The sequence below is a fragment of the Stenotrophomonas sp. FR024 genome (genome assembly GCF_047500745.2).
GTDB lineage: Bacteria > Pseudomonadota > Gammaproteobacteria > Xanthomonadales > Xanthomonadaceae > Stenotrophomonas > Stenotrophomonas maltophilia_A.
The window spans coordinates 295,045-314,034 of the sequence record NZ_JAXAXM020000002.1 but is presented as its reverse complement, the minus strand read 5'-3'; the positions used below and the strand labels follow the sequence as shown (position 1 = coordinate 314,034).

Here is an 18,990-nt window from a genome sequence, read left to right as displayed (position 1 = left end):
AATGGACCGATGACCACCCGACTCAACAAACATATCGCCGACACCGGCTTCTGCTCCCGCCGCGAGGCCGATCGCCTGATCGCCGCCCGCCGCGTCACCGTCAACGGCCACGCGGCCGGCACCGGTGCGGTGGTGGGCGAGGAAGACCAGGTGCTGGTCGACGGCCAGCCGCTGCGCGCGCGCGTGGCACGCAAGCCCGGCGCCCGCCGCCACGTCTACATCGCGCTGAACAAGCCGGTGGGCGTCACCTGCACCACCGAAACCTCGGTCAAGGGCAACATCGTCGACTTCGTCGGCCACGAACAGCGCATCTTCCCGATCGGGCGCCTGGACAAGGAGTCCGAAGGACTGATCCTGATGACCAGCAACGGCGACATCGTCAACCAGATCCTGCGTGCCGAGAACGGCCACCAGAAGGAGTACCTGGTGGCGGTGAACAAGCCGGTCACCGACGAGTTCCTGCGTGGCATGGCGCGCGGCGTGCGCATCCACGACCAGATGACGCTGCCGTGCAAGACCTCGCGCATCGCCAAGTTCGGATTCCGCATCACCCTGCAGCAGGGACTGAACCGGCAGATCCGCCTGATGGCCGCCGAATTCGGCTATCGCGTGACCCAGCTGCGCCGCGTGCGCATCGACAACATCAAGATCGGTGCGCTGAAGCCGGGCCAGTGGCGCAACCTGACCGAGCAGGAGCTGCAGGGCCTGCTGCCGAAGCAGCTGGACTGGTAACGCGCGGTAGCGCCGGCCGCTGGCCGGCTGCACCAGGCATCGAATGAGCGCGGGATGCCGGCCAGCGGCCGGCACTCCCCGTTGTGCGAATTGCGCACCGGCATCAGCTAGACTCCGCAGTGACCTGCCGGAACGTGACGCTGCATGATCAAGCCCGACAAGCCTGCCAACGAAGCCCTGCGGCTCGAGGCGCTGTACCGCTACCGGATCCTGGATTCGCAGCGTGAGAAATCCTTCGACGACCTGGTCGCGATCGCCAAGGCGGTCTGCGGTACCTCGATGGCGGCGGTGACCCTGATCGACGTCGAACGGCAGTGGTTCAAGTCGATCCAGGGCATCGACGCGGCGGAAAACCTGCGCAGCGAATCGATGTGTGGCCACGCCATCCTGCAGCCACAGGAAATCATGGTGGTCGAGGACGCGTTGCAGGACATCCGCTTCCACGATAATCCGGTAGTGACCGGCGACCCGCACATCCGCTTCTACGCCGGTGCGCCACTGATCAGTTCCGATGGCCTGCCTCTGGGCACGCTGTGCGTGTTCGATGCACATCCGCAGCACCTGCCCAGCGACAAGGCCGAGGCACTGGCCGCGCTGTCACGGCAGGTGATGCTGGTAATGGAGCTGCGCCGTTTCGCGCTCGACATCCAGAAGCACATGCTGGAGCGCGATGACTACGAGCGCCTGTTGGCGGAGTACCAGGACGTGCTGCTGGCGCAGAATGCCGACCTGGCCGAGCAGAGCCGCACCGATGCGCTGACCGGCCTGCCCAACCGCCGCGCAATGGCGGCGGCACTGGAAGAGGCGGTGGTGGAGATCGATGGGCAACCGGGCGTCGCCTGCGTTGCGTTGCTCGACATCGATCATTTCAAGCACATCAATGATTTCCAGGGCCACGCTACAGGCGACCGGGTGCTGGCCGAGCTGGGCGTGCTGCTGCGCTCGCACTTCGCCGGCCGCGGCATGGCTGCGCGCTACGGCGGCGAGGAGTTCGTGGCGGTAATGCCGGGCACCGACCTGCACACGGCCGAACTGCAATGCGAGTTCCTGCGCCTGGCCGTGGCTGACCTGCCGCTTGGATTCCCGGTCACGGTCAGCATCGGTGTTGCCCAGCACCAGCCAGGTGAAAGCGTGGATGACATGCTGGCGCGCGCCGACAAGGCGCTGTACCGGGCCAAGGGCAATGGTCGCAACCGGGTGGAACGGGCGGGCTGAAGCCCCAGGTAGATCCACGCCACGCGTGGATGAAAAACCACTCGAACACCGTGCGCGTCGCATTCCCTGCGATCCACGTGCTGCACCATGCCGTCCCTGTTCCCACGGACGCCGACCATGCTGCAGACCCTGGCCATCGCCCACTATCGCTCGCTGCACGGGCTGATACTGCCGCTGCAGCAGTTGAATGTGGTGACCGGCGACAATGGCAGTGGCAAGTCCAGCCTGTACCGCGCGCTGCGCCTGCTGGCGGAGACCGCGCAGGGCGGCGTCGCGGCGGTTCTGGCCCGCGAAGGTGGGCTCGGTTCGGCGCTGTGGGCGGGGCCGGAAAAAATGGACCGTCGGGTTGCTGCCGGCGAAATCCCCTTGCAGGGCGGCCCACGTCAGGAATCGGTGGGATTGAAGCTGGGCTTCACCACCGACGAGTTCGGCTATGCCATCGACCTGGGCTACCCGCCGCCCAGCCGTTCGGCCTTCGCACTGGACCCGCAGATCAAGGCCGAGGCGATCTGGGCCGGGCCGTTCCTGCGCAGCGCCAACCTGCTGGTCGACCGACGTGGGGCAATGGTGCGGCAACGCCATGCGCGCGGCTGGGATCTGGTCGATGACCGGTTGTCGCTGTTCGACAGTCTGTTCTCCCAGGTTGGCGATCCGCAGCGTATGCCGGAAACCATCGCCCTGCGCGAGTACATCCGTCGCTGGCGCTTCTACGACCATTTCCGCAGCGACGCCGATGCCCCGGCACGGCAACCGGCGATGGCCACGCGCACGCCGGTGCTGCATCACGACGGTCGCGATCTGGCGGCGGCCTGGGTGACCATTCTCGAGATCGGTGATCCGGGCGCACTGGCGCGCAGCGTGGAGGATGCGTTCCCGGGCGCCACGGTGGGGTTCGAGGAACTGGACGGTCGACTCGCCCTGCGCTTCCACCAGCCGGGGCTGCTGCGGCCGTTGTCGATGGCCGAGCTGTCCGACGGCACGCTGCGCTTCCTGCTGCTGGCCGCGGCACTGCACACGCCGCGCCCGCCGCCGCTGCTTGTGCTCAACGAACCGGAGACCAGCCTGCATCCGGACCTGCTGCCGGCGCTGGCGCGGCTGATCATCGCGGCCAGTGCGCGCAGCCAGGTGTGGGTGGTCTCACACGCCAGCCGACTGATCGCAGCACTGGAGCAGGCGCCCGGCTGTCATTCGCTGCATCTGCACAAGGAACAGGGCCGCACGCTGTTGAGCGGGCAGGGCCTGCTGGATGCCCCGGCATGGCACTGGCCGCAGCGCTGACAAGGCGATTCGCATCCTGCGCGGATACGCTCAATCGGCGATGTTGCGTGCTTCCGACGTACCGAGAATTTCCGGATGCTGCACCGGCTTGCGGCGGTTCAACAACGGATGCAGGAACACCGCGCCGACGATGATCGCCACGCCCAGGTAGAACCACGGCGTGACCTCGTGCTGCTCGCGCAGCAGCACCACCGCCAGCACCACCGCGTAGACCGGTTCCAGGTTGGTCACCAGCTGCACCGTGTAGGCGCTCAGGTGGCGTAGCGCGACCAGGGCCAGGGCGAACGGCAGCAGCGTGCAGAACCCGGCCAGTACCAGCAGCAGGATGCCGTCGTGCAGGTCCGGAACTACCCATAGCGGGCTGGCCAGCGCCGGCAGCAGGTAGGGCATCAGTGGCGCCAGCAGGGTCAGGGTGAGGGTGCCGGCGCCCAGCTCCAGTGCCGTGACCGTAAGCGGATCGGCGTGGCTGACCATGCGCTTGTTGAGCGAGCCGAACACCGCCACCAGCAGCGCCGATATCGCGCCGATCAGTACACCCAGGCGCATGCCATCGGGCACGCCACCGACCACCAGTGCAACACCCGGCAGCACCGCCAGGCCGAAGGCGAGTTCACGCAGCTGGAACGGTCGCTTGGCTACCCACGGTTCGATGATCGAGGTGAATACCGGCGCCAGCGCGATGCAGGTGGCGGCCACCGAGGCGTTGGCCAGCTTCACCGCGCCGTAGAACGTCAGCCAGTGCAGGGCGACCAGCGCGCCGATGCCGGCGTAGCCCGCCACCAGGCGCAGTGGCAGGGTGCGCAATCCGCGCCAGACCCGCGGCAGCAGCGCCAACATTGCCGTTACCAGCAGCATGCGCCACCACACCAGCGGCAGCGCCGGCAGGGTGATCAGCTTGCCGAGGATGGCGGTGACGCCCCACAGCAGGACACAGAAGTGGATCTGCCACAGCGCTTTGCGGGTGTCGGGTGTGCTCATCCGCCTATTGTGAGGCAAGGCGATGACCGCAGCGCTATCCGCGTGAGGAATTGCTGGCCCCATCCACCCGCCGCTGCAGGGCCATCGCCGCCGCCGGGTTGCGTGCCTTGCCCGCACCAATGCACAGCAGGTAGACCTCGCGCGGTTCTGACGGTGCCGGCGCGGCCTGGCAGGGCAGGTCGTCCACCGGCTCGCCGCGTGACCAGTGGAGCGCGCGTTCGGCCCAGTGCTGCTGCAGGGGTGCCGGCAGACCCTCGTTCAAGCGGGCCTGGCTGCGCTTGATCCTGGCGTAGACGAAGCCGGCACTGACATCGCCGTGTAGTGGCGCCTCGTCGCTGTCCTCGATCACCAGCGCCACGCCGTGTCGACGGGCGGCAGCAACCAGTGCCGGGCCATGTGCCTCGGCGTTGCGGACCTCCAGCGCATGCTGCAGCGTCACCCCTTCCAGTTGCTTCGGCAGCTGCGCCATCAGGGCACCCAATGCATCGGCATCGGCCGGATGGCGCGGATCGAACTGCCACAGCAACGGGCCGAGCCGGTCACCGAGTGCAATCGCCGCCTGCAGGAAGGGCGCGGCCGCTTCCACCGTGCTGGAGAGGTCGCGGCGCTGCACCAGGTAGCGTGGTGCCTTCATCGAAAACCGGAAACCGTCGGGTGTCTGTGCGGCCCACTGCGCGCACTGCGCCGCTGTTGGCGTGCGGTAGAAGGTGCCGTTGATTTCGATGCAACGCAGGGCACGGCTGGCATGGGCCAGTTCTTCACGCTGCGGCAGGCCAACCGGGTAGAAAACGCCGCCGCGCCATTCGGGAAACACCCAGCCACCAATGCCGCAGCGGATCTCCGCCTGCCGGGCGGTCGCGGTCACTGGCCGTGGTCCGCGCGCCACGGGTCGTAGCTGCCGAACCACCACAGATAGCCTTCCGGGTCGGCGCAGGCGTAGCCGCGTCCGCCATAGTCCTGGTCGGCGATGTCGATGACAATGCGGGCACCGGCGGCCTTGGCCCGTGCATAGTGCGCATCGGCATCGGTGACGATCACGCAGGCGTTCTGGGTCTGGCGGCCGCCGACCTCATCAGGCATCGCCGCATGCTGGCTCCACTCGCTTTCCTTGTCGGCCGAGCCGAGCATGATCATGCCGGTGCCGAAGGTCAGCTGTGCATGGAAGACCGTATCGCCATCGGCGTAGACGGCCTGGGCATGGAAGCCGAAGGCGCGCTGCAGCCAGTCGATGGCGGCCTGCGCGTCGCGATAGCGCAGGCATGGAATGATGGTGGAGCCGTTGCTCGGTTGGCCGTTCCCGCCCATGACACCCCTCCTATGGCACAGGGCAGGGTGCGCCGTAGACCGTTACCATCGCGCGAAACCCCGGTGACGGCCTGCACATGGCCGCCACCCCTGTTCGGAGATCGTGCTGGATGAAACCCTGGATTGGAGGAGCCGTGCTGCTGGCGTGCACGACCATGGCGAGTGCTGCCACCCCGGCGCAGCTGCAGGACCTGGATGCGACCGTCGAGCGCGTGCGCGCGCAGTTCGACGTGCCCGGCATTGCTGTGGCAGTGGTCAAGGATGGCGAGGTGGTGCTGGAACGCGGCTGGGGCGTGCGCGAGCAGGGCAAGCCGGAACCGGTGCAGGCCGATACGCTGTTCGCCATTGCTTCCAACACCAAGGCGTTCACCGCCACCTCACTGAACCTGCTGGCCGAGGACGGCAAACTGAAGATGGACGACAAGGTGATCGACCACCTGCCGTCGTTCCGCATGTCCGACCCGTTCGTGACCGGGCAGATGACGATCCGCGACCTGCTGTCGCATCGCAGCGGGCTGAGCCTGGGCGCAGGTGACCTGCTGTTCTGGCCGACCACCTCCTACAGCAATGCCGAAGTGGTGGAGCGGCTGGGCAAGGTGCCGCTGAAGGGCGGTTTCCGCGAGAGCTATGCGTACGACAACATCCTGTATGCGGTTGCCCAGCAGGTGATCGAGCATGTCTCCGGCATGAGCTACCAGCAGTTCCTGCAGACCCGCATCTTCGACAAGGTGGGCATGGCCGGTACACGCTACAACGCCGATCACCTGAAGCCGGGCGACAAGGCCGCGGTCGGCCACGCCAAGTACGATTTCAAGGACCTGCGTACCGTTGCACCGCTGACCTGGTCGAACAATGCCGGCGCCGGTGGCATCTATTCCAGTGCGCACGACATGGCGCGCTGGATGCAGGTGCAGCTGGCCGAAGGCAAGCTGGCCGATGGCACCGCGCTGTTCAGCGACAAGAGCCAGCAGCAGATGTGGCGGATGATCACGCCGCAGTCGATTCCGGCGCCGAGCGTGCCGGAGCTGGCGCCGGCGCGGGCCAACTTTGCCGGCTACGGCGAAGGCTGGAGCCTGAGCGACTACCGCGGCCAGAAACTGGTCTGGCATACCGGTGGCTGGCCGGGCATGGTCTCGCGTTTGACCCTGGTGCCAGGCGAGAAGCTGGGCGTGGTGGTGCTGACCAACCAGGAAGTAGGCGCGGCGTTCAACGCGATCACCCTGAGCGTGCTTGATGCTTACCTGGGCGGTGAGAAGCACGACTGGGTGGACGCCTATGCCAAGGCCGTGGCCAAGGGCCAGGACAAGGCCGACGAGGCCTGGGCCAAGCACCAGAGCGCGCGCGACAAGGGCAGCAAGCCATCGCTGGCACTGGCCGGCTACACCGGCACGTTCCGCGACCGCTGGTATGGCGACATGCAGGTCAGTGCCGAGGGCAAGGGCCTGCGCCTGCGCTTCATGAAGACCGCGCAGCTGAGCGGGCGCCTGGAGCATTGGCAGCATGACACCTTCATCGTGCGCTGGGACGACCGTTCGCTCAACGCCGACGCGTTCGTGAACTTCAGCCTGGATCCGGACGGCAAGGTGCGCGAGGTGCGCATGCAGTCGATCTCCGACCTGACCGATTTCAGCTTCGATTTCCAGGACCTGCTGTTCACCCCGGTGAAATGACGCCGCCGGGCGTGGCCCGGCGCTGCCGTTTGACGAATCCCATCGGTAGTGCCGGCCGCTGGCCGGCAACCTGATGATCCCCGGAAGCGTCGCGAGGGGGCCGGCCAGCGGCCGGCACTACCGGAACCGCGGTGATCATCGGCTGGCGTACACACGCGGCGTGGGATACTCCGCCGGCTATTGATGGCGAGGGAATGCGATGTTCCGTTGGTTTGAATCCCTGATTCCGGTGTTCCCTCCCGTGGACGGGCGCATGCCGCCGCGCAAGGTGCTGCCGTTCTACCTGCACTACCTGCGCCCGGTGTGGCCGGTGCTGCTGGCCACCCTGATCGCCGGCCTGCTGCTGGCGCTGGTGGAAGTGGCGATGTTCGATTACCTGGGCCGCATCGTCGACATGGTCGCCGAGCAGCCGGGGGCCGATTTCTTCAAGCGCCATGCCAATGAGCTGGGCTGGATGCTGTTCATCACGGTCATCGCGCGGCCAATCCTGGTCGGCCTGCACAACCTGCTGGTCAACCAGGCCATCGTGCCTGGCCTGAGCAACCGCTCGCGCTGGCTGATGCACAACTACGTGGTGCGGCAGAGCCTGAACTTCTTCCAGAACGACTTCGCCGGCAGCGTGGCCAACCGGGTGATGCAGACCGGTACCTCGCTGCGCGAATCGGCAGTGCAGATGGTCGACTCGCTCTGGTACATCGTGGTCTACACCGGCACCGCGCTGTACCTGTTCGCGCAGGCGGACTGGCGGCTGATGGTGCCGTTGATCCTGTGGCTGCTGGCCTATGCAGTGATCCTGGCCTACTTCGTTCCGCGCGCGAAGGAACGCGCATGGATCGCCTCCGAAGCGCGTTCCAAGGCGATGGGCCGCATCGTTGATGGCTACACCAACATTCCCACGTTGAAGCTGTTCGCCCATGGCGGACGCGAGCAGGCCTATGTGGCCGAGTCGATCCAGGAACTGGCGGTCAAGCACCGTGCGCAGACCCGCATCACCACCGGCATGGACCTGACCATCGCCATCGTCAACGGTTTCCTGATTGCCGGTACCTGTGGGCTCGCGCTGTGGCTGTGGAACGGTGGCCACATCACTGTTGGCGCGATCACGCTGGCGACCGGCCTGGTGATCCGCATCCACAACATGTCCGGCTGGATCATGTGGACCATCAACGGCATCTTCGAGGACATCGGTACGGTGCAGGATGGCATCACTACCATCGCCCAGCCGCTGACCGTGCAGGACCGCGAGGATGCGGTGCCGTTGCAGGTGACCCGTGGTGGCGTGCACTTCCAGGACATCCACTTCCACTACGGCAAGAAGGGCGGTGTGATTGCCGGACTGGACCTGGTGGTGAAGCCGGGCGAGAAGATCGGCCTGGTCGGTCCTTCCGGTGCCGGCAAGTCGACCCTGGTCAACGTGCTGCTGCGCCTGTACGACCTGGAAAGCGGCCGCATCCTGATCGACGATCAGGACATCGCCCATGTCACCCAGGAGAGCCTGCGCCAGCAGATCGGCGTGGTCACCCAGGACACCTCGCTGCTGCATCGCTCGATCCGCGACAACCTGCTGTATGGCCGCCCCGATGCCACTGACGAGCAGCTGCATGCCGCCGTGGCCAAGGCGCGCGCCGCAGCCTTCATCGATACGCTGGTGGACGGGCAGGGCCGGCGTGGCTACGACGCGCACGTGGGCGAGCGCGGCGTGAAGCTGTCCGGTGGTCAGCGCCAGCGCATCGCCATCGCCCGCGTGCTGCTGAAGGACGCACCGATCCTGGTGCTGGATGAGGCGACCTCGGCGCTGGACTCGGAAGTGGAAGCGGCGATCCAGGACAGCCTGGATCAGCTGATGGGCGGCAAGACGGTGATCGCGATCGCGCACCGGTTGTCGACCATCGCACGCATGGACCGGCTGGTGGTGATGGACCAGGGCCGCATTGTCGAGACCGGCACCCATGCGGACCTGATTGCGGCCGGTGGCCTGTACGCGCGCTTGTGGGCGCGGCAGACTGGTGGTTTTGTGGCTGCAGACCAGTAGATCCACGCCATGCGTGGATGCATCCCTTGGGGTCGGAGACCCGCATGATTCGTTCTCTACGCCCCCTACTGCTGGCGCTGGTGCTGGCACTGGTCGCCACTGCCGCAGCCGCTGCATCGCCATCAGTGGAAGGCGAAGCCCTCGAGCAGGTCATCCTTCTCAGCCGCCACAACCTGCGCGCACCGGTGGTGGCATCGGGCGCGTTGGCCAATGCGACTCCGGAGCGCTGGCCGAGCTGGGACGTAGGCGCCGGCGAGCTGACCAACAAGGGCGGCGTGCTGGAGATCTACATGGGCCGTTACATCGGCCAGTGGCTGCGGCAGGCAAAGTTGCTGCCGGCAACGGGCTGCCCGCAGCCGAGCGACTTCCACGCGCACGCCAACAGCCTGCAGCGCACCCAGGCCACCGCGCAGTTTTTCGTTGCCGGTGCGTTCCCGGGCTGCCACGTGACGGTGGAACAGCGCATGCCGCTGGGCACGATGGATCCGTTGTTCAATCCGGTGATCCACAACGGTGATGCGGCCTTCCGCGAACGCGCGTTGTCGGCGATGCAACAGGCGCAGGCCGCATCGGATCTGGCACCGGCGTTGGCGGCGGTGGAGGCGATCACCCGCTACCCGCAGTCGGCTGCGTGCGCAGGCCGCAGCGAATGCCACCTGACGCCGGCCGATTCCATTTTCAGCGCAGAGCCGGGCAAAGAACCGCGTACTTCCGGTTCGCTGGCCCTGGCAAGCGGGTTGGTCGATGCCTTGTTGATGGAGCACTACCAGGGAAGTGGCATCCCCCGCGAAGGCTGGGGCCGATTGAACACGGAGGCCAAATGGCAGGCGCTGGCGCAGGTCCGCAACCGCTACCAGGACATCCTGTTCGGAACACCCGAGGTGGCGCGTGACGTGGCCGCGCCGCTTTTGGCAAGAATAAAAGGGCTGTTCGAAGATCCGGCGTCACCGAAGGTGAGCCTGCTGGTCGGCCACGATTCCAACATCGGTTCCGTGCTGGCGGCGCTGGGAATCACGGACTACACGTTGCCGGGCCAGTATGAGAAGACACCGATCGGCGGCCTGCTGCAGTTCGAGCGCTGGCGCGACCGCCAAAGCGGTGGCGAGCGCTTCCGCCTGGCCTACGTCTACCCGACCACCGCGCAACTGCGAGATGCGCTGCCGTTGAGCGATGTACAGCCACCCGTTCGGGTGGAGCTCGCGCTTCCCGGGTGTGGGCAGAATGGATGCAGTGACGTGCAGTTCGAGCGCGTGCTGCATCGCGCGCTGAATTGAATGCCATCCACGCATGGCGTGGATGGGTCCATCCCGGGACGCCGAACAGAAAACGGCCCGGGTTTCCCCGGGCCGTTCTGCTTCCGCTCACACCTGCGCGATCACTCGATCGGCTGGTCCAGCATCAGCTGGCGTGCGAAACGCACCGGCGGCGCGCCGTAGGACAGCATCTGGTCGTGATAGGCCTTGAGGTTGAACTTGTCGCCCAGCTTGTCCTGCATCGCCTTGCGGGTGTCGAAGTGTTCCTGCGCACCGACGAAGTAGGTCGGCAGCTGTGCCGAGGTCAGCTGCGCGCGCACCCACTTGCCCGAGGCTTCGCTTTCCTGCTGGAAGGCATCGTGGGTCATCAGGTGCATCGCCTTTTCGCGATCCCAGTTGTCCACGTGTACGCCCTGGTCGAGGATCGCGTTGGAGATCGTGCGCAGGTAGAACTTCAGCTGCACCAGGTGGAACAGCGGGTCGTTGTTGAGGTAACCCTGCTCCTGCATCATGCGCTCGGTGTAGACCGCCCAGCCTTCGGCGAACAGGCCCGAACGCAGCACCGCACGCAGGGTGGAGGGGAACTTGGCCGAATGCCAGCCTTCCAGGTAGTGGCCCGGGGTGCCTTCGTGGATGCTCAGCAGGTGGATCATGCGCGAGTTGTACTCACGCAGGAACGAGTCGACCTGCTTGTCGTTCCAGTCGTCCGGAATCGGCGAGACGGCGTAGAAGGTCTTCAGGTTCTTGTCCAGCGGGCCCGGCGAATCGCAGTAGGCCACGGCCACGCCGCGCTGGAATTCCGGCATCAGGATGATGTCCACCGGCGCGTCGGGCAGGGTCATCAGGTCGTGCTCGCGCACGAACGCGGTGGACTGCTCCAGTGCGGCCTTGGCATCGTCGACCACCTTGTCGCGCGCCGGCTTGTCGGCGTAGGCCAGCTCCAGCGCGGCCTCGATCGCCTTCTGCTGCTGCTCGTCGGTCGGCTGTGCCGGCATCTCCGGTGCGCCCGGCTTGTCCTTCAGCACGGTCTGCGCGATGCCGTACATGTCTTCGCGCACGCGCTTGAGTTCGGCGCGTGCTCGCTCGCCGATCTCCTGGCGCGACAGCGACGAGTTCAGCGCGAACTTCAGCTTCTGGTCGTACTTTTCCGCACCGATGCGGAAGTCGCCCTTGGCGTTCGGCACCAGGGTCTTGTCCAGCCAGGTCTGCTGTTCGTCCACCGCCTTCTTCAGGCCATCGATGGCGGCCTGCAGGCGCTGCTGGTCGGCCTGCGGCAGTTCGCCGATGTGCGGGGTGATGAAGGTATCGACGATGCTGAGGATGCCCTTGTTCTGCTTGGCCACCGTCTCGGCATGGATCTTCGGCACGCGGGCCGGATCCAGGTTCTCGCGGGCCTGGGCGAAGATCGCCGGCAGCTTCTCCATGCGCGCGGTGGCCGACTTCAGGCGCTCGGGCAGCGGTGCGAACTCACGGGCCATCAGGCCGTAGATCGCGCTGCCGGCCACGCCGTTGTACAGCTGCGGGTCCCACTTGCCGGACTGCATGACCTCGGCATTCCAGATCTCGGACTGCAGCTGGTTGCGCAGGATCGCCGCGTCCACCTGGTTTTCGCGGCCGAGCTTGGCCACCTCGATCTTGTCCAGCTCGCCCAGCAGCGCCTTGTAGGCGGCCAGGGTCTTCTGCTGGCCGGCGGCACTGAGGTCATCCAGTTCGCTGTCGTAGCGGTGGTCACCGATCTGGGTGGCGCTGACCGGCGACAGCTGCATCCAGGTGTCCAGGGCGCGCTTGGAAAGATCGGCGAAGGCGGCATCGACCGCCGCGTCGCCGGCCTGCTGGCTGGCGGCCGGGGTGGAAGCGTTGGTCGGGGCGTCGGCCGGCTGGCAACCGGCCAGGGCGGCGACCAGGGCGAGGGCAAGAAGATGCGGGCGCATCGGCGTTCCTGTACTGGGGTCAATTCCCGAGCATAGGCCTCCGGGGCTGCTTTGTCCCCGTGCCATAGGATTACCATGGGCACTGACAAGGACCCTCCAGCGGAGCGCAGGACATGGAATACCAGGGAAGCTGCCATTGCGGCAGGATCGCATTCACCGTACAGGCCGAGGCGCCGATCAGCGACGTCATCGACTGCAACTGCTCGATGTGCCGTCGCCGCGGCAGCCTGCTGTGGTTTGCCCCGCGCGAGGCGTTCCAGCTGAGCACCAATCCCGCGGATGTGGCCACCTACCACTTCAACAAAGCCCACATCGATCATCACCACTGCCGCGAGTGCGGCGTCGCTCCCTACAGCGAAGCGGTGGACCCGCGCACCGGTACGCCGATGGTGGCGGTGAACGTGCGCTGCGTACCGCAGGTGGACCTGGCCACGCTGGCGGTGATGTCCTACGACGGAGCGGCACTGTGACGCCGCTGCGCGCGTGGACGCGTGTGGTGGCAATGCCGGTGCTGCTGCTGGCGCTGGCGGCCTGTGCCAAGAACGGCGAGAGGGCGCAGGAGGCGGGTGCGGCCGCTGCCGATGCTGCTGTCGCTTCGCCGGAAGGTGCGTTCCTGGCCTACGAGCATGACGTGCAGATCCAGCTGGAAGCGGCGCAGATCGCTGTGCGCATCCAGCAGGTGGCGCAGGCCTGCCAGAGCGCGAAGTTCGGTGACTGCGCGGTGCTGCAGGTCGATCAACGCAGTGGCGAGCAACCCAGCGGTGAGGTCAAGGTACGCATCGCGCCGAAGGGCACCGAGCCACTGATCGCGATGGCCGGTGAGGGGGGCACGCTGCAGTCGCGTAACACGCGCGCCGAAGATCTCGCGCAGCAGGTCGCCGACACCGCACTGACCAAGGCGCGGTTGGAGAAGGAACATGCGCGGCTGCTGTCCTACCAGGACCGCAAGGACCTGAAGATCGAAGACCTGATGGCGATCACCACGCGCCTGTCGGAGATCGAAGCGGGCGTCGAGCAGGCCAACAAGGATTCTGCGCAGCAGCGCCGGCGCATCGATACCCAGCTGGTGACGATGCACTTCGACACCACCTCGGGCCAGCGCAGCCGCAGCGAGATTGGCGAGGCGCTGAGCGAATCGGGCAGCATCCTCAGCACCAGTATTGCGTTCCTGATCCGCGCCGCGGCCGCGCTGCTGCCGGTAGCGGTGCTGGCGTTGATCGCGGCCTGGGGTGTGCGGGCGTGGTGGCGTCGCCGCCGTCGCAAACTACCGCCCACCCTTTGAGGACAAGGTTGATGCCGGCAGCCAGCCGGCATCAGCCCTCGTCGGTCTCGTACTCGACGAACACATCCAGCTCCAGCGCCAGTTCCTGCACCGCATCGCGCACCTTCTGCGCGGTGCTTTCGTTGCCGACTTCCACCTCCAGTTCGTGGATGCCCGGGCCGATGTCATCGGACAGCCCGGCCGAACTGGAATCGTCGTCGTCCATGTGCGGCATCAGGTCGTCGGTTTCCTCGACATGTTCGATGCCGTCCAGGCCGAGCAGCAGGTCGCTGATGGCACGGGCGTCGTCTTCGGTTCCGGTGATGCGCAGTCGCAGCATGGCCATGGCGTCGATACGGTGTGGGGTTGCCAGCAGCCTAGCCAGCGTGAAGCAAAGAACGGGTGAGGGCGCAGTCAGGCGCGTGTGGCCGGGCGCCCGAGCAGGCTGTCCGGCAACGCGGGAATCGGCGTGCGTTCGTCCTGCGCCTGCTCCAGCAACCAGTCGATGAACAGGCGCGCGGCGTGGCTCGGCGGTTGCCCTTCGGCATGCACCACGTGATACGCGTAGCGCGCCTTCAGCGCCGGGCCGGGCAGGCGTACCACTTCGTAGCGCTGCAGGTAGGGCTGCGCGATGTGGGTACGTGCCAGCACCGCGCCCATGCCGTACACCGCGGCACGCATCGCATCGGTACTGTCGGCGAAGGTGTGCATCGGCGGCAGTGGCGAGGGTGGGCGCACGCCGGCATGGCGGAACCAGTCACGCCAGCCCTGCGGCGACAGATCGGTCAGCAGCGGCAGGTCGGCGATGCGCGCCGGATCGACCAGCGTTTCAACCCCGGCCAGCGCCGGCGAGGCCACCGGGAACAGGTAGTCATCCATCAGGTGCTGTGCACGCAGGCCCGGCCACTGGCCCAGGCCATAGCGGATGCCGACTTCCGGGCCGTTGTCGTCGTAGCGATCCAGCCCGCTGCCCGTGTGCAGTTCGATGCGGATGTGCGGATGGGCCTGGGTGAAGCGTGGCAGCCGTGGCAGCAGCCAGCAGTAGGACAGCGAGCGCAGCGTGGTGATCCGCAGCGGCACGCTGTCGGCATCCGGCTGCAGGTGATGGGCGACGGCCGCGACATCGGAGAAGGCGGCGCTGGCGGCGTCGGCCAGCTGCCGGCCCTCGGCAGTCAGGCGCACGCCGCGGGCGTGGCGCAGGAACAGCCGGGTTTCCAGCACCTCCTCCAGCCGGCGCACATGGTGGCTGACCGCGCTGGCGGTCAGGTGCAGCTCCTGGGCGGCCTGGGCGAAGTTCTGGTGGCGCGCGGCGACCGCGAACACGGCCAGTGCGGGGAGCAGGGAAGGGCGTAGCTGCATGTCGAGCCTCAAGCCATATTTGTGGCTGGCAGCGATACTACGCGCTTGTGTGGCGGGCGTCTGCGCCTGATCCTGTCTGCCTTGGCGAGGAACAGACGATGGACGGAGGCAGGGCATGAATGCGGTCCCACAGGCGGCCGAGCGCGACTGGCGCACGCCGCTGGAATTGACCCTGCTGGGCGCCATCTGGGGCTGCTCGTTCCTGTTCATGCGGGTGGCGGTGCCGTCGTTCGGCCCGTTCGCGCTGGTCGAGGTGCGGCTGGTGCTGGGCGCGCTGGTGCTGCTGCCGTTCCTGTGGCGCGCCCGCGCACAGTTCCCGCCGCGGCGCTGGCTGTGGCTGGCACCGATCGGCCTGATCAACTCGGCGCTGCCGTTCGTGCTGTTCGCCTATGCCGCCGAACAGGCACCGGCCGCGATCGGTGCGATCTGCAATGCGATGACCGTGCTGTTCGCCGCGCTGATCGCCTTCCTGTTCTTCGGCGAGAAGATCGGCATGCGCCGTGCTGGCGCGTTGCTGGTCGGATTCGCCGGCGTGGTGGTACTGGCCACGGCCAAGGTCTCTGGCCTGAGTATCGGCACCGCGGTGCTGGCCGGTGCGGCGGCCTCGCTGCTGTACGGTCTGGGCGTGAACCTGGTGAAGCGGCACATGACCGGGCTGCCGTCGGCGGCCGCGGCGGCGGCAACGCTGTCCTGTGCTTCGCTGTGGATGCTGCCGATGGCGGTCAGCCACTGGCCGCAGGCGGCGATTCCGGCCAAGGCCTGGGGCGCAGCGATCGCGCTTGGCGTGGCCTGCACCGGGCTGGCGTTCCTGATGTTCTATCGTTTGATCGGCCGTATCGGCCCGTCGCGTGCGTCGACCGTGACCTATCTGATTCCGCTGTTCGGCGCGGCGTTTGCGTGGTTGTTCCTCGGGGAAGCGGTGACGGTGCAGATGCTGATTGCCGGTGCGTTGATCCTGGGGAGCGTGGCGGTGAGTCAGAAGGGTTGAGGTGTTTTGCACGTGGCGCGTGCTGAAGGCGCTTCATCGTTCATGGGCGTTACTTTTCTTTGTACGCAAAGAAAAGTAACCAAAAGAAACGTTCCGCCGGTCACGAGCCGATGCGCGTTGCGCATCGGTGCCCTGCGCTCCTCGGCCCGTCGAGGGACGGCGCGGGAACTCGCTGCGCTCAGACACCCGCGCCTCTTCGCCCTCGCCGGACCTGCGGTGCTCGGCTCGCTCAAGGCGGACCCAGATCAAAGGCCACAGCTGCACCCAGTAGATCCACGCCATGCGTGGATGCCTTTGCGGTTGATCTTGACCTTCCAGTCCGCCTTGAGCGAGCCGAGCATCGCAGGGGAATCAGGGGCGAAGAGGTGCCGATGTCCTGTAGAGCCGACTGCTAGTCGGCTGACTTCCTCGCGCCGCCCCCTGATTCACCGAGAAGCGCAGGGGACCGGCGTGCGAAGCACGGCGGCTCGCGACCTGGCGGCGCGTTTCTTTTGGTTACTTTTCTTTTCGCGCGAAAAGAAAAGTGACGCCCATGAACGATGAAGCACCTTCAGCACGCGCCACGCGCAGAACCCGCGACGGCGTTACTTCACCGGCACCGGAATATTGCACAGGTCGATATGCCCCGCCGGGCGCTTGTAGAAATCGTCCACACGATTGCGTCGCGCTTCGACCGTATCGGCGAACGTCTTTGAATCAGTACGCAGTACCTGGATCGGCGTGCGCTCGGCCACCGGCACATCGCTGGCACGGCGGATAGACACGATCGGCGTGCGCAGCTTCGGGTCGGCATAGAAACCCATCGGCGCCGGGCCGCGCGGGGTTGCACTGAGCAGTTCCATGCCCTTCAACACGCGACCGACCAGGGTGATGTTGCGGTCCAGCTGGCGCGGCGACTGGCCGGTCACCACATAGAGTTCGGCGCCGATGCTGCTGTCTTCCTCGTTGCTGCGGCCGGCGCCCAGCATGCCGTAGCAGTGCGCCAGCCAGGCCTTGCCGGCCTGCGGGTCTTGGCCGACCGGGAAGCCGTCGACGAAACCGGTCTGCGCGGCCCAGCCATCGCGATCCGGCAGCACGCTGACCTTCAGGCCGGCGCTGGCGCGTTCGAATTCGGCCGGCAGCTTGCGCGCGGCGCTGCCGAACGGCTTGGCCTTGGCGGCGTCATCGGCATCGGCATCGCCGAACTGCACCACGAAGTTGTCCTGCGAGCGGTAGATGCTGGTGCCGTCCCAGAAGTGCTCGCGGGCGAAGGTCTGGATGTTGGCGACATGGCGCGGGGCGAACTGCGGCGCCAGCTCGATGATCACCCGCCCGGCCGGCAGGTCCATGTACAGCAGGTTGGCCGGGTCCGGGGTGCGCCAGTCGCTGGCCGCCGAAGCATCAAGAATCTGCTGCGGGCTGCGGTAGGGCGTGGCCGCGCCGGCCAGGACGGGCAGCAGGCAGGACAGGGCGAGGGCGGTCAGGGCAAGGCGACGGCGGTGCGGCATGGGAACCCCGGAACATGAACGAGGCTTCGATTCTGCGTGAGCGGCCCGGCCACGCCAACCGGCAGAGTGACTAACGACACATTCGCTATACCGAACTTCGCACTACTGTGGACTTCAACGTAGTGGAGGGCCGGTCATGTCCGAGGACGATGTCCAGCTGAAGAAGTTCCAGAAGGAACTCAGCGCCGGAACGGTGTCGCTGGCCCTGCTGGCGGTGCTGGCCCGGGCCGGGGAGCCGCTGTACGGCTACCTCATTGCCAAGGAGCTGGAGCGGGTGGGCGAGGGCGTGCTGAGCGGCAAGCAGAGCGCGCTGTACCCGGTGCTGCGCAATCTGGAGGGCGCTGGCCTGCTGGAAAGCCATGTGGAGCCGTCCAGCAGCGGGCCGCCGCGGCGCTACTACCGCATCAATGAACGTGGCCGCGAGGTGTTGGCGCAATGGCGCCAGGCCTGGCAGGCCACCCGCGATTCCGTCGATTCCGTGTTGGAGGGGGTACCACAATGAACGACCCGAGCCTGGCAGGCCGAGCCCTGCCCACGACCATCCCGCAGTACCTGGCGCAGCTGCGCGCGGCGCTGGAAGGCGCCGACCCGGCGATGGTGCAGGACGCGCTGTACGACGCCGAGGAGTACCTGCGTTCGGAGTTGGCCGCGCAGCCCGGCCGCAGCGAGGCCGAGGTGATCGCTGACGTCGCCGGCAGCTATGGCGCGCCGGACGAAGTGGCCGAGATCTACCGCGAGACCGAAGTGACGGTGAATCGCGCGTTGCGCACACCACGTGCGGATACCGCGCCGGTGCTGCGTGCTGCGGCGGAAGCCAGTGGCGTCGAGCCGGCCGCACCGCCGCCGGTGCCGGTGCAGCGCTCGCTGCTGACGCGCTTCTTCGGTGTGGTGACCGATCCACATACCTACGGCGCGCTGTTCTACATGCTGCTGTCGCTGGCCACCGGCACCTTCTTCTTCACCTGGGTGGTGACTGGCCTGTCGCTGTCGCTGGGCCTGCTGATCCTGATCATCGGCATCCCGCTGACCGTGCTGTTCTTCGGCTCGGTGCGCGGGCTGGCGTTGCTGGAAGGGCGGCTGGTGGAAGCGCTGCTGGGCGAGCGCATGCCACGTCGTCCGCAGTACACCGACCGCAGCCGCACGTGGCTGCAGCGCATCGGCGACATGTTCACCGACGGCCGCACCTGGCTGACCCTGCTGTACTTCGTGCTGATGCTGCCGCTGGGCGTGATCTACTTCACCATCGCGGTGACGTTGCTGTCGCTGTCGCTGAGCCTGATCTGGGCGCCGGTCGCGGCGATCTTCAGTGGCGACATCCCCGGCGTGTACATCAACGACGTGAACGTACTGCCGATGGCGGCCTCGCCGCTGGTGGCAATCGCCGTTGCCGCGGCGGGGGCGCTGCTGCTGCTGCTGACGATGCATCTGGCACGCGGCATCGGCAAGCTGCATGGGCTGATCGCCAAGAACCTGCTCGTGCGGCTGTAAGCGGGTGCGGACG

The 18,990-nt window shown here is 66.8% G+C and carries 18 protein-coding genes; 11 read left to right on the top strand and 7 right to left on the bottom strand.

Annotated elements, in window-relative coordinates:
- Positions 1–9 precede the first annotated feature (9 nt).
- From ACMZ91_RS03475 to ACMZ91_RS03465, 3 genes are all read left to right on the top strand, one after another.
- On the top strand, positions 10–732 hold the full coding sequence (locus ACMZ91_RS03475; RefSeq protein WP_049424580.1) for a pseudouridine synthase: 723 nt from the start codon (positions 10–12) through the stop codon (positions 730–732).
- Positions 733–876: 144 nt separating this feature from the next.
- A complete protein-coding gene (locus tag ACMZ91_RS03470; RefSeq protein ID WP_049424582.1) occupies positions 877–1,947 on the top strand; it encodes a sensor domain-containing diguanylate cyclase in 1,071 nt (356 codons plus the stop codon).
- Positions 1,948–2,064: 117 nt separating this feature from the next.
- Positions 2,065–3,225, top strand: a complete 1,161-nt coding sequence (locus ACMZ91_RS03465) for an AAA family ATPase (protein WP_049461761.1) — start codon at positions 2,065–2,067, stop codon at positions 3,223–3,225.
- Positions 3,226–3,255: 30 nt separating this feature from the next.
- Here ACMZ91_RS03465 and ACMZ91_RS03460 read toward each other — a convergent pair whose 3' ends face one another.
- The 3 genes from ACMZ91_RS03460 to ACMZ91_RS03450 are packed head-to-tail and all read right to left on the bottom strand — an operon-like array spanning position 3,256 to position 5,508.
- Positions 3,256–4,203 carry a DMT family transporter gene (locus tag ACMZ91_RS03460; protein ID WP_049461762.1) on the bottom strand — a complete coding sequence of 316 codons (948 nt, stop codon included), beginning with the start codon at positions 4,201–4,203 and terminating at the stop codon, positions 3,256–3,258.
- A 34-nt stretch (positions 4,204–4,237) separates the two neighbouring features.
- The gene (locus ACMZ91_RS03455; protein ID WP_049461763.1) at positions 4,238–5,068 is read right to left on the bottom strand and encodes a DUF72 domain-containing protein; all 831 of its coding nucleotides are present in this window, start codon (positions 5,066–5,068) and stop codon (positions 4,238–4,240) included.
- The gene (locus ACMZ91_RS03450; RefSeq protein ID WP_049461764.1) at positions 5,065–5,508 is read right to left on the bottom strand and encodes a VOC family protein; all 444 of its coding nucleotides are present in this window, start codon (positions 5,506–5,508) and stop codon (positions 5,065–5,067) included. Before ACMZ91_RS03450 ends, ACMZ91_RS03455 begins: the two co-directional genes overlap by 4 nt.
- Positions 5,509–5,618: 110 nt before the next feature.
- On the opposite strand from ACMZ91_RS03450, the gene ACMZ91_RS03445 reads away from it, so the two are divergent.
- The 3 genes from ACMZ91_RS03445 (at position 5,619) to agp (ending at position 10,484) form a co-directional block, all read left to right on the top strand.
- Positions 5,619–7,178, top strand: coding sequence for a serine hydrolase (locus ACMZ91_RS03445; RefSeq protein WP_049461765.1), 1,560 nt, complete (start codon positions 5,619–5,621; stop codon positions 7,176–7,178).
- A gap of 199 nt (positions 7,179–7,377) precedes the next feature.
- Entirely contained in the window at positions 7,378–9,210 is a 1,833-nt protein-coding gene (gene smrA, locus ACMZ91_RS03440) for a multidrug efflux ABC transporter SmrA (RefSeq protein WP_049461766.1), read from the top strand.
- A gap of 44 nt (positions 9,211–9,254) precedes the next feature.
- Positions 9,255–10,484 (top strand): bifunctional glucose-1-phosphatase/inositol phosphatase, encoded by a 1,230-nt coding sequence (agp, locus tag ACMZ91_RS03435; protein WP_414577147.1) that lies wholly within the window; start codon positions 9,255–9,257, stop codon positions 10,482–10,484.
- A 101-nt stretch (positions 10,485–10,585) separates the two neighbouring features.
- Here the strand turns inward: agp and ACMZ91_RS03430 are convergent, their stop codons facing one another.
- The gene (locus tag ACMZ91_RS03430) at positions 10,586–12,394 is read right to left on the bottom strand and encodes a DUF885 domain-containing protein (RefSeq protein ID WP_049461768.1); all 1,809 of its coding nucleotides are present in this window, start codon (positions 12,392–12,394) and stop codon (positions 10,586–10,588) included.
- A 113-nt stretch (positions 12,395–12,507) separates the two neighbouring features.
- Between ACMZ91_RS03430 and ACMZ91_RS03425 the strand changes: the two genes are divergently transcribed.
- Together ACMZ91_RS03425 and ACMZ91_RS03420 are read left to right on the top strand one after the other, a co-directional pair.
- Entirely contained in the window at positions 12,508–12,864 is a 357-nt protein-coding gene (locus ACMZ91_RS03425; protein ID WP_046983156.1) for a GFA family protein, read from the top strand.
- 32 nt (positions 12,865–12,896) lie between these two features.
- Complete coding sequence (locus tag ACMZ91_RS03420) at positions 12,897–13,676, top strand: DUF4349 domain-containing protein (RefSeq protein WP_414577160.1); 780 nt, start codon at positions 12,897–12,899, stop codon at positions 13,674–13,676.
- Positions 13,677–13,707: 31 nt separating this feature from the next.
- On the opposite strand, the gene ACMZ91_RS03415 is transcribed toward ACMZ91_RS03420, so the two are convergent.
- Positions 13,708–14,001 carry a hypothetical protein gene (locus tag ACMZ91_RS03415; RefSeq protein WP_005415831.1) on the bottom strand — a complete coding sequence of 98 codons (294 nt, stop codon included), beginning with the start codon at positions 13,999–14,001 and terminating at the stop codon, positions 13,708–13,710.
- A gap of 68 nt (positions 14,002–14,069) precedes the next feature.
- Positions 14,070–15,014 carry a LysR substrate-binding domain-containing protein gene (locus ACMZ91_RS03410; protein ID WP_049461769.1) on the bottom strand — a complete coding sequence of 315 codons (945 nt, stop codon included), beginning with the start codon at positions 15,012–15,014 and terminating at the stop codon, positions 14,070–14,072.
- A gap of 115 nt (positions 15,015–15,129) precedes the next feature.
- Between ACMZ91_RS03410 and ACMZ91_RS03405 the strand changes: the two genes are divergently transcribed.
- Positions 15,130–16,002, top strand: coding sequence for a DMT family transporter (locus ACMZ91_RS03405; RefSeq protein WP_313300470.1), 873 nt, complete (start codon positions 15,130–15,132; stop codon positions 16,000–16,002).
- 584 nt (positions 16,003–16,586) lie between these two features.
- Here ACMZ91_RS03405 and ACMZ91_RS03400 read toward each other — a convergent pair.
- Complete coding sequence (locus ACMZ91_RS03400; protein ID WP_049461549.1) at positions 16,587–17,489, bottom strand: peptidylprolyl isomerase; 903 nt, start codon at positions 17,487–17,489, stop codon at positions 16,587–16,589.
- Positions 17,490–17,625: 136 nt separating this feature from the next.
- Between ACMZ91_RS03400 and ACMZ91_RS03395 the strand changes: the two genes are divergently transcribed.
- The gene (locus ACMZ91_RS03395) at positions 17,626–17,991 is read left to right on the top strand and encodes a PadR family transcriptional regulator (RefSeq protein ID WP_032128337.1); all 366 of its coding nucleotides are present in this window, start codon (positions 17,626–17,628) and stop codon (positions 17,989–17,991) included.
- Positions 17,988–18,977, top strand: a complete 990-nt coding sequence (locus ACMZ91_RS03390; protein WP_049461548.1) for a sensor domain-containing protein — start codon at positions 17,988–17,990, stop codon at positions 18,975–18,977. Before ACMZ91_RS03395 ends, ACMZ91_RS03390 begins: the two co-directional genes overlap by 4 nt.
- Positions 18,978–18,990 lie beyond the last annotated feature (13 nt).

Excerpts from the sequence above, each read along its gene's own strand:
- ACMZ91_RS03475 (WP_049424580.1), top strand. The coding sequence starts at position 10 with ATGACCACCCGACTCAACAAACATATCGCCGACACCGGCTTCTGCTCC.
- ACMZ91_RS03470 (WP_049424582.1), top strand. The coding sequence starts at position 877 with ATGATCAAGCCCGACAAGCCTGCCAACGAAGCCCTGCGGCTCGAGGCG.
- ACMZ91_RS03465 (WP_049461761.1), top strand. The coding sequence starts at position 2,065 with ATGCTGCAGACCCTGGCCATCGCCCACTATCGCTCGCTGCACGGGCTG.
- ACMZ91_RS03460 (WP_049461762.1), bottom strand. The coding sequence starts at position 4,203 with ATGAGCACACCCGACACCCGCAAAGCGCTGTGGCAGATCCACTTCTGT.
- ACMZ91_RS03450 (WP_049461764.1), bottom strand. The coding sequence starts at position 5,508 with ATGGGCGGGAACGGCCAACCGAGCAACGGCTCCACCATCATTCCATGC.
- ACMZ91_RS03445 (WP_049461765.1), top strand. The coding sequence starts at position 5,619 with ATGAAACCCTGGATTGGAGGAGCCGTGCTGCTGGCGTGCACGACCATG.
- smrA (WP_049461766.1), top strand. The coding sequence starts at position 7,378 with ATGTTCCGTTGGTTTGAATCCCTGATTCCGGTGTTCCCTCCCGTGGAC.
- agp (WP_414577147.1), top strand. The coding sequence starts at position 9,255 with ATGATTCGTTCTCTACGCCCCCTACTGCTGGCGCTGGTGCTGGCACTG.
- ACMZ91_RS03430 (WP_049461768.1), bottom strand. The coding sequence starts at position 12,394 with ATGCGCCCGCATCTTCTTGCCCTCGCCCTGGTCGCCGCCCTGGCCGGT.
- ACMZ91_RS03425 (WP_046983156.1), top strand. The coding sequence starts at position 12,508 with ATGGAATACCAGGGAAGCTGCCATTGCGGCAGGATCGCATTCACCGTA.
- ACMZ91_RS03420 (WP_414577160.1), top strand. The coding sequence starts at position 12,897 with ATGCCGGTGCTGCTGCTGGCGCTGGCGGCCTGTGCCAAGAACGGCGAG.
- ACMZ91_RS03415 (WP_005415831.1), bottom strand. The coding sequence starts at position 14,001 with ATGGCCATGCTGCGACTGCGCATCACCGGAACCGAAGACGACGCCCGT.
- ACMZ91_RS03410 (WP_049461769.1), bottom strand. The coding sequence starts at position 15,014 with ATGCAGCTACGCCCTTCCCTGCTCCCCGCACTGGCCGTGTTCGCGGTC.
- ACMZ91_RS03405 (WP_313300470.1), top strand. The coding sequence starts at position 15,130 with ATGAATGCGGTCCCACAGGCGGCCGAGCGCGACTGGCGCACGCCGCTG.
- ACMZ91_RS03400 (WP_049461549.1), bottom strand. The coding sequence starts at position 17,489 with ATGCCGCACCGCCGTCGCCTTGCCCTGACCGCCCTCGCCCTGTCCTGC.
- ACMZ91_RS03395 (WP_032128337.1), top strand. The coding sequence starts at position 17,626 with ATGTCCGAGGACGATGTCCAGCTGAAGAAGTTCCAGAAGGAACTCAGC.
- ACMZ91_RS03390 (WP_049461548.1), top strand. The coding sequence starts at position 17,988 with ATGAACGACCCGAGCCTGGCAGGCCGAGCCCTGCCCACGACCATCCCG.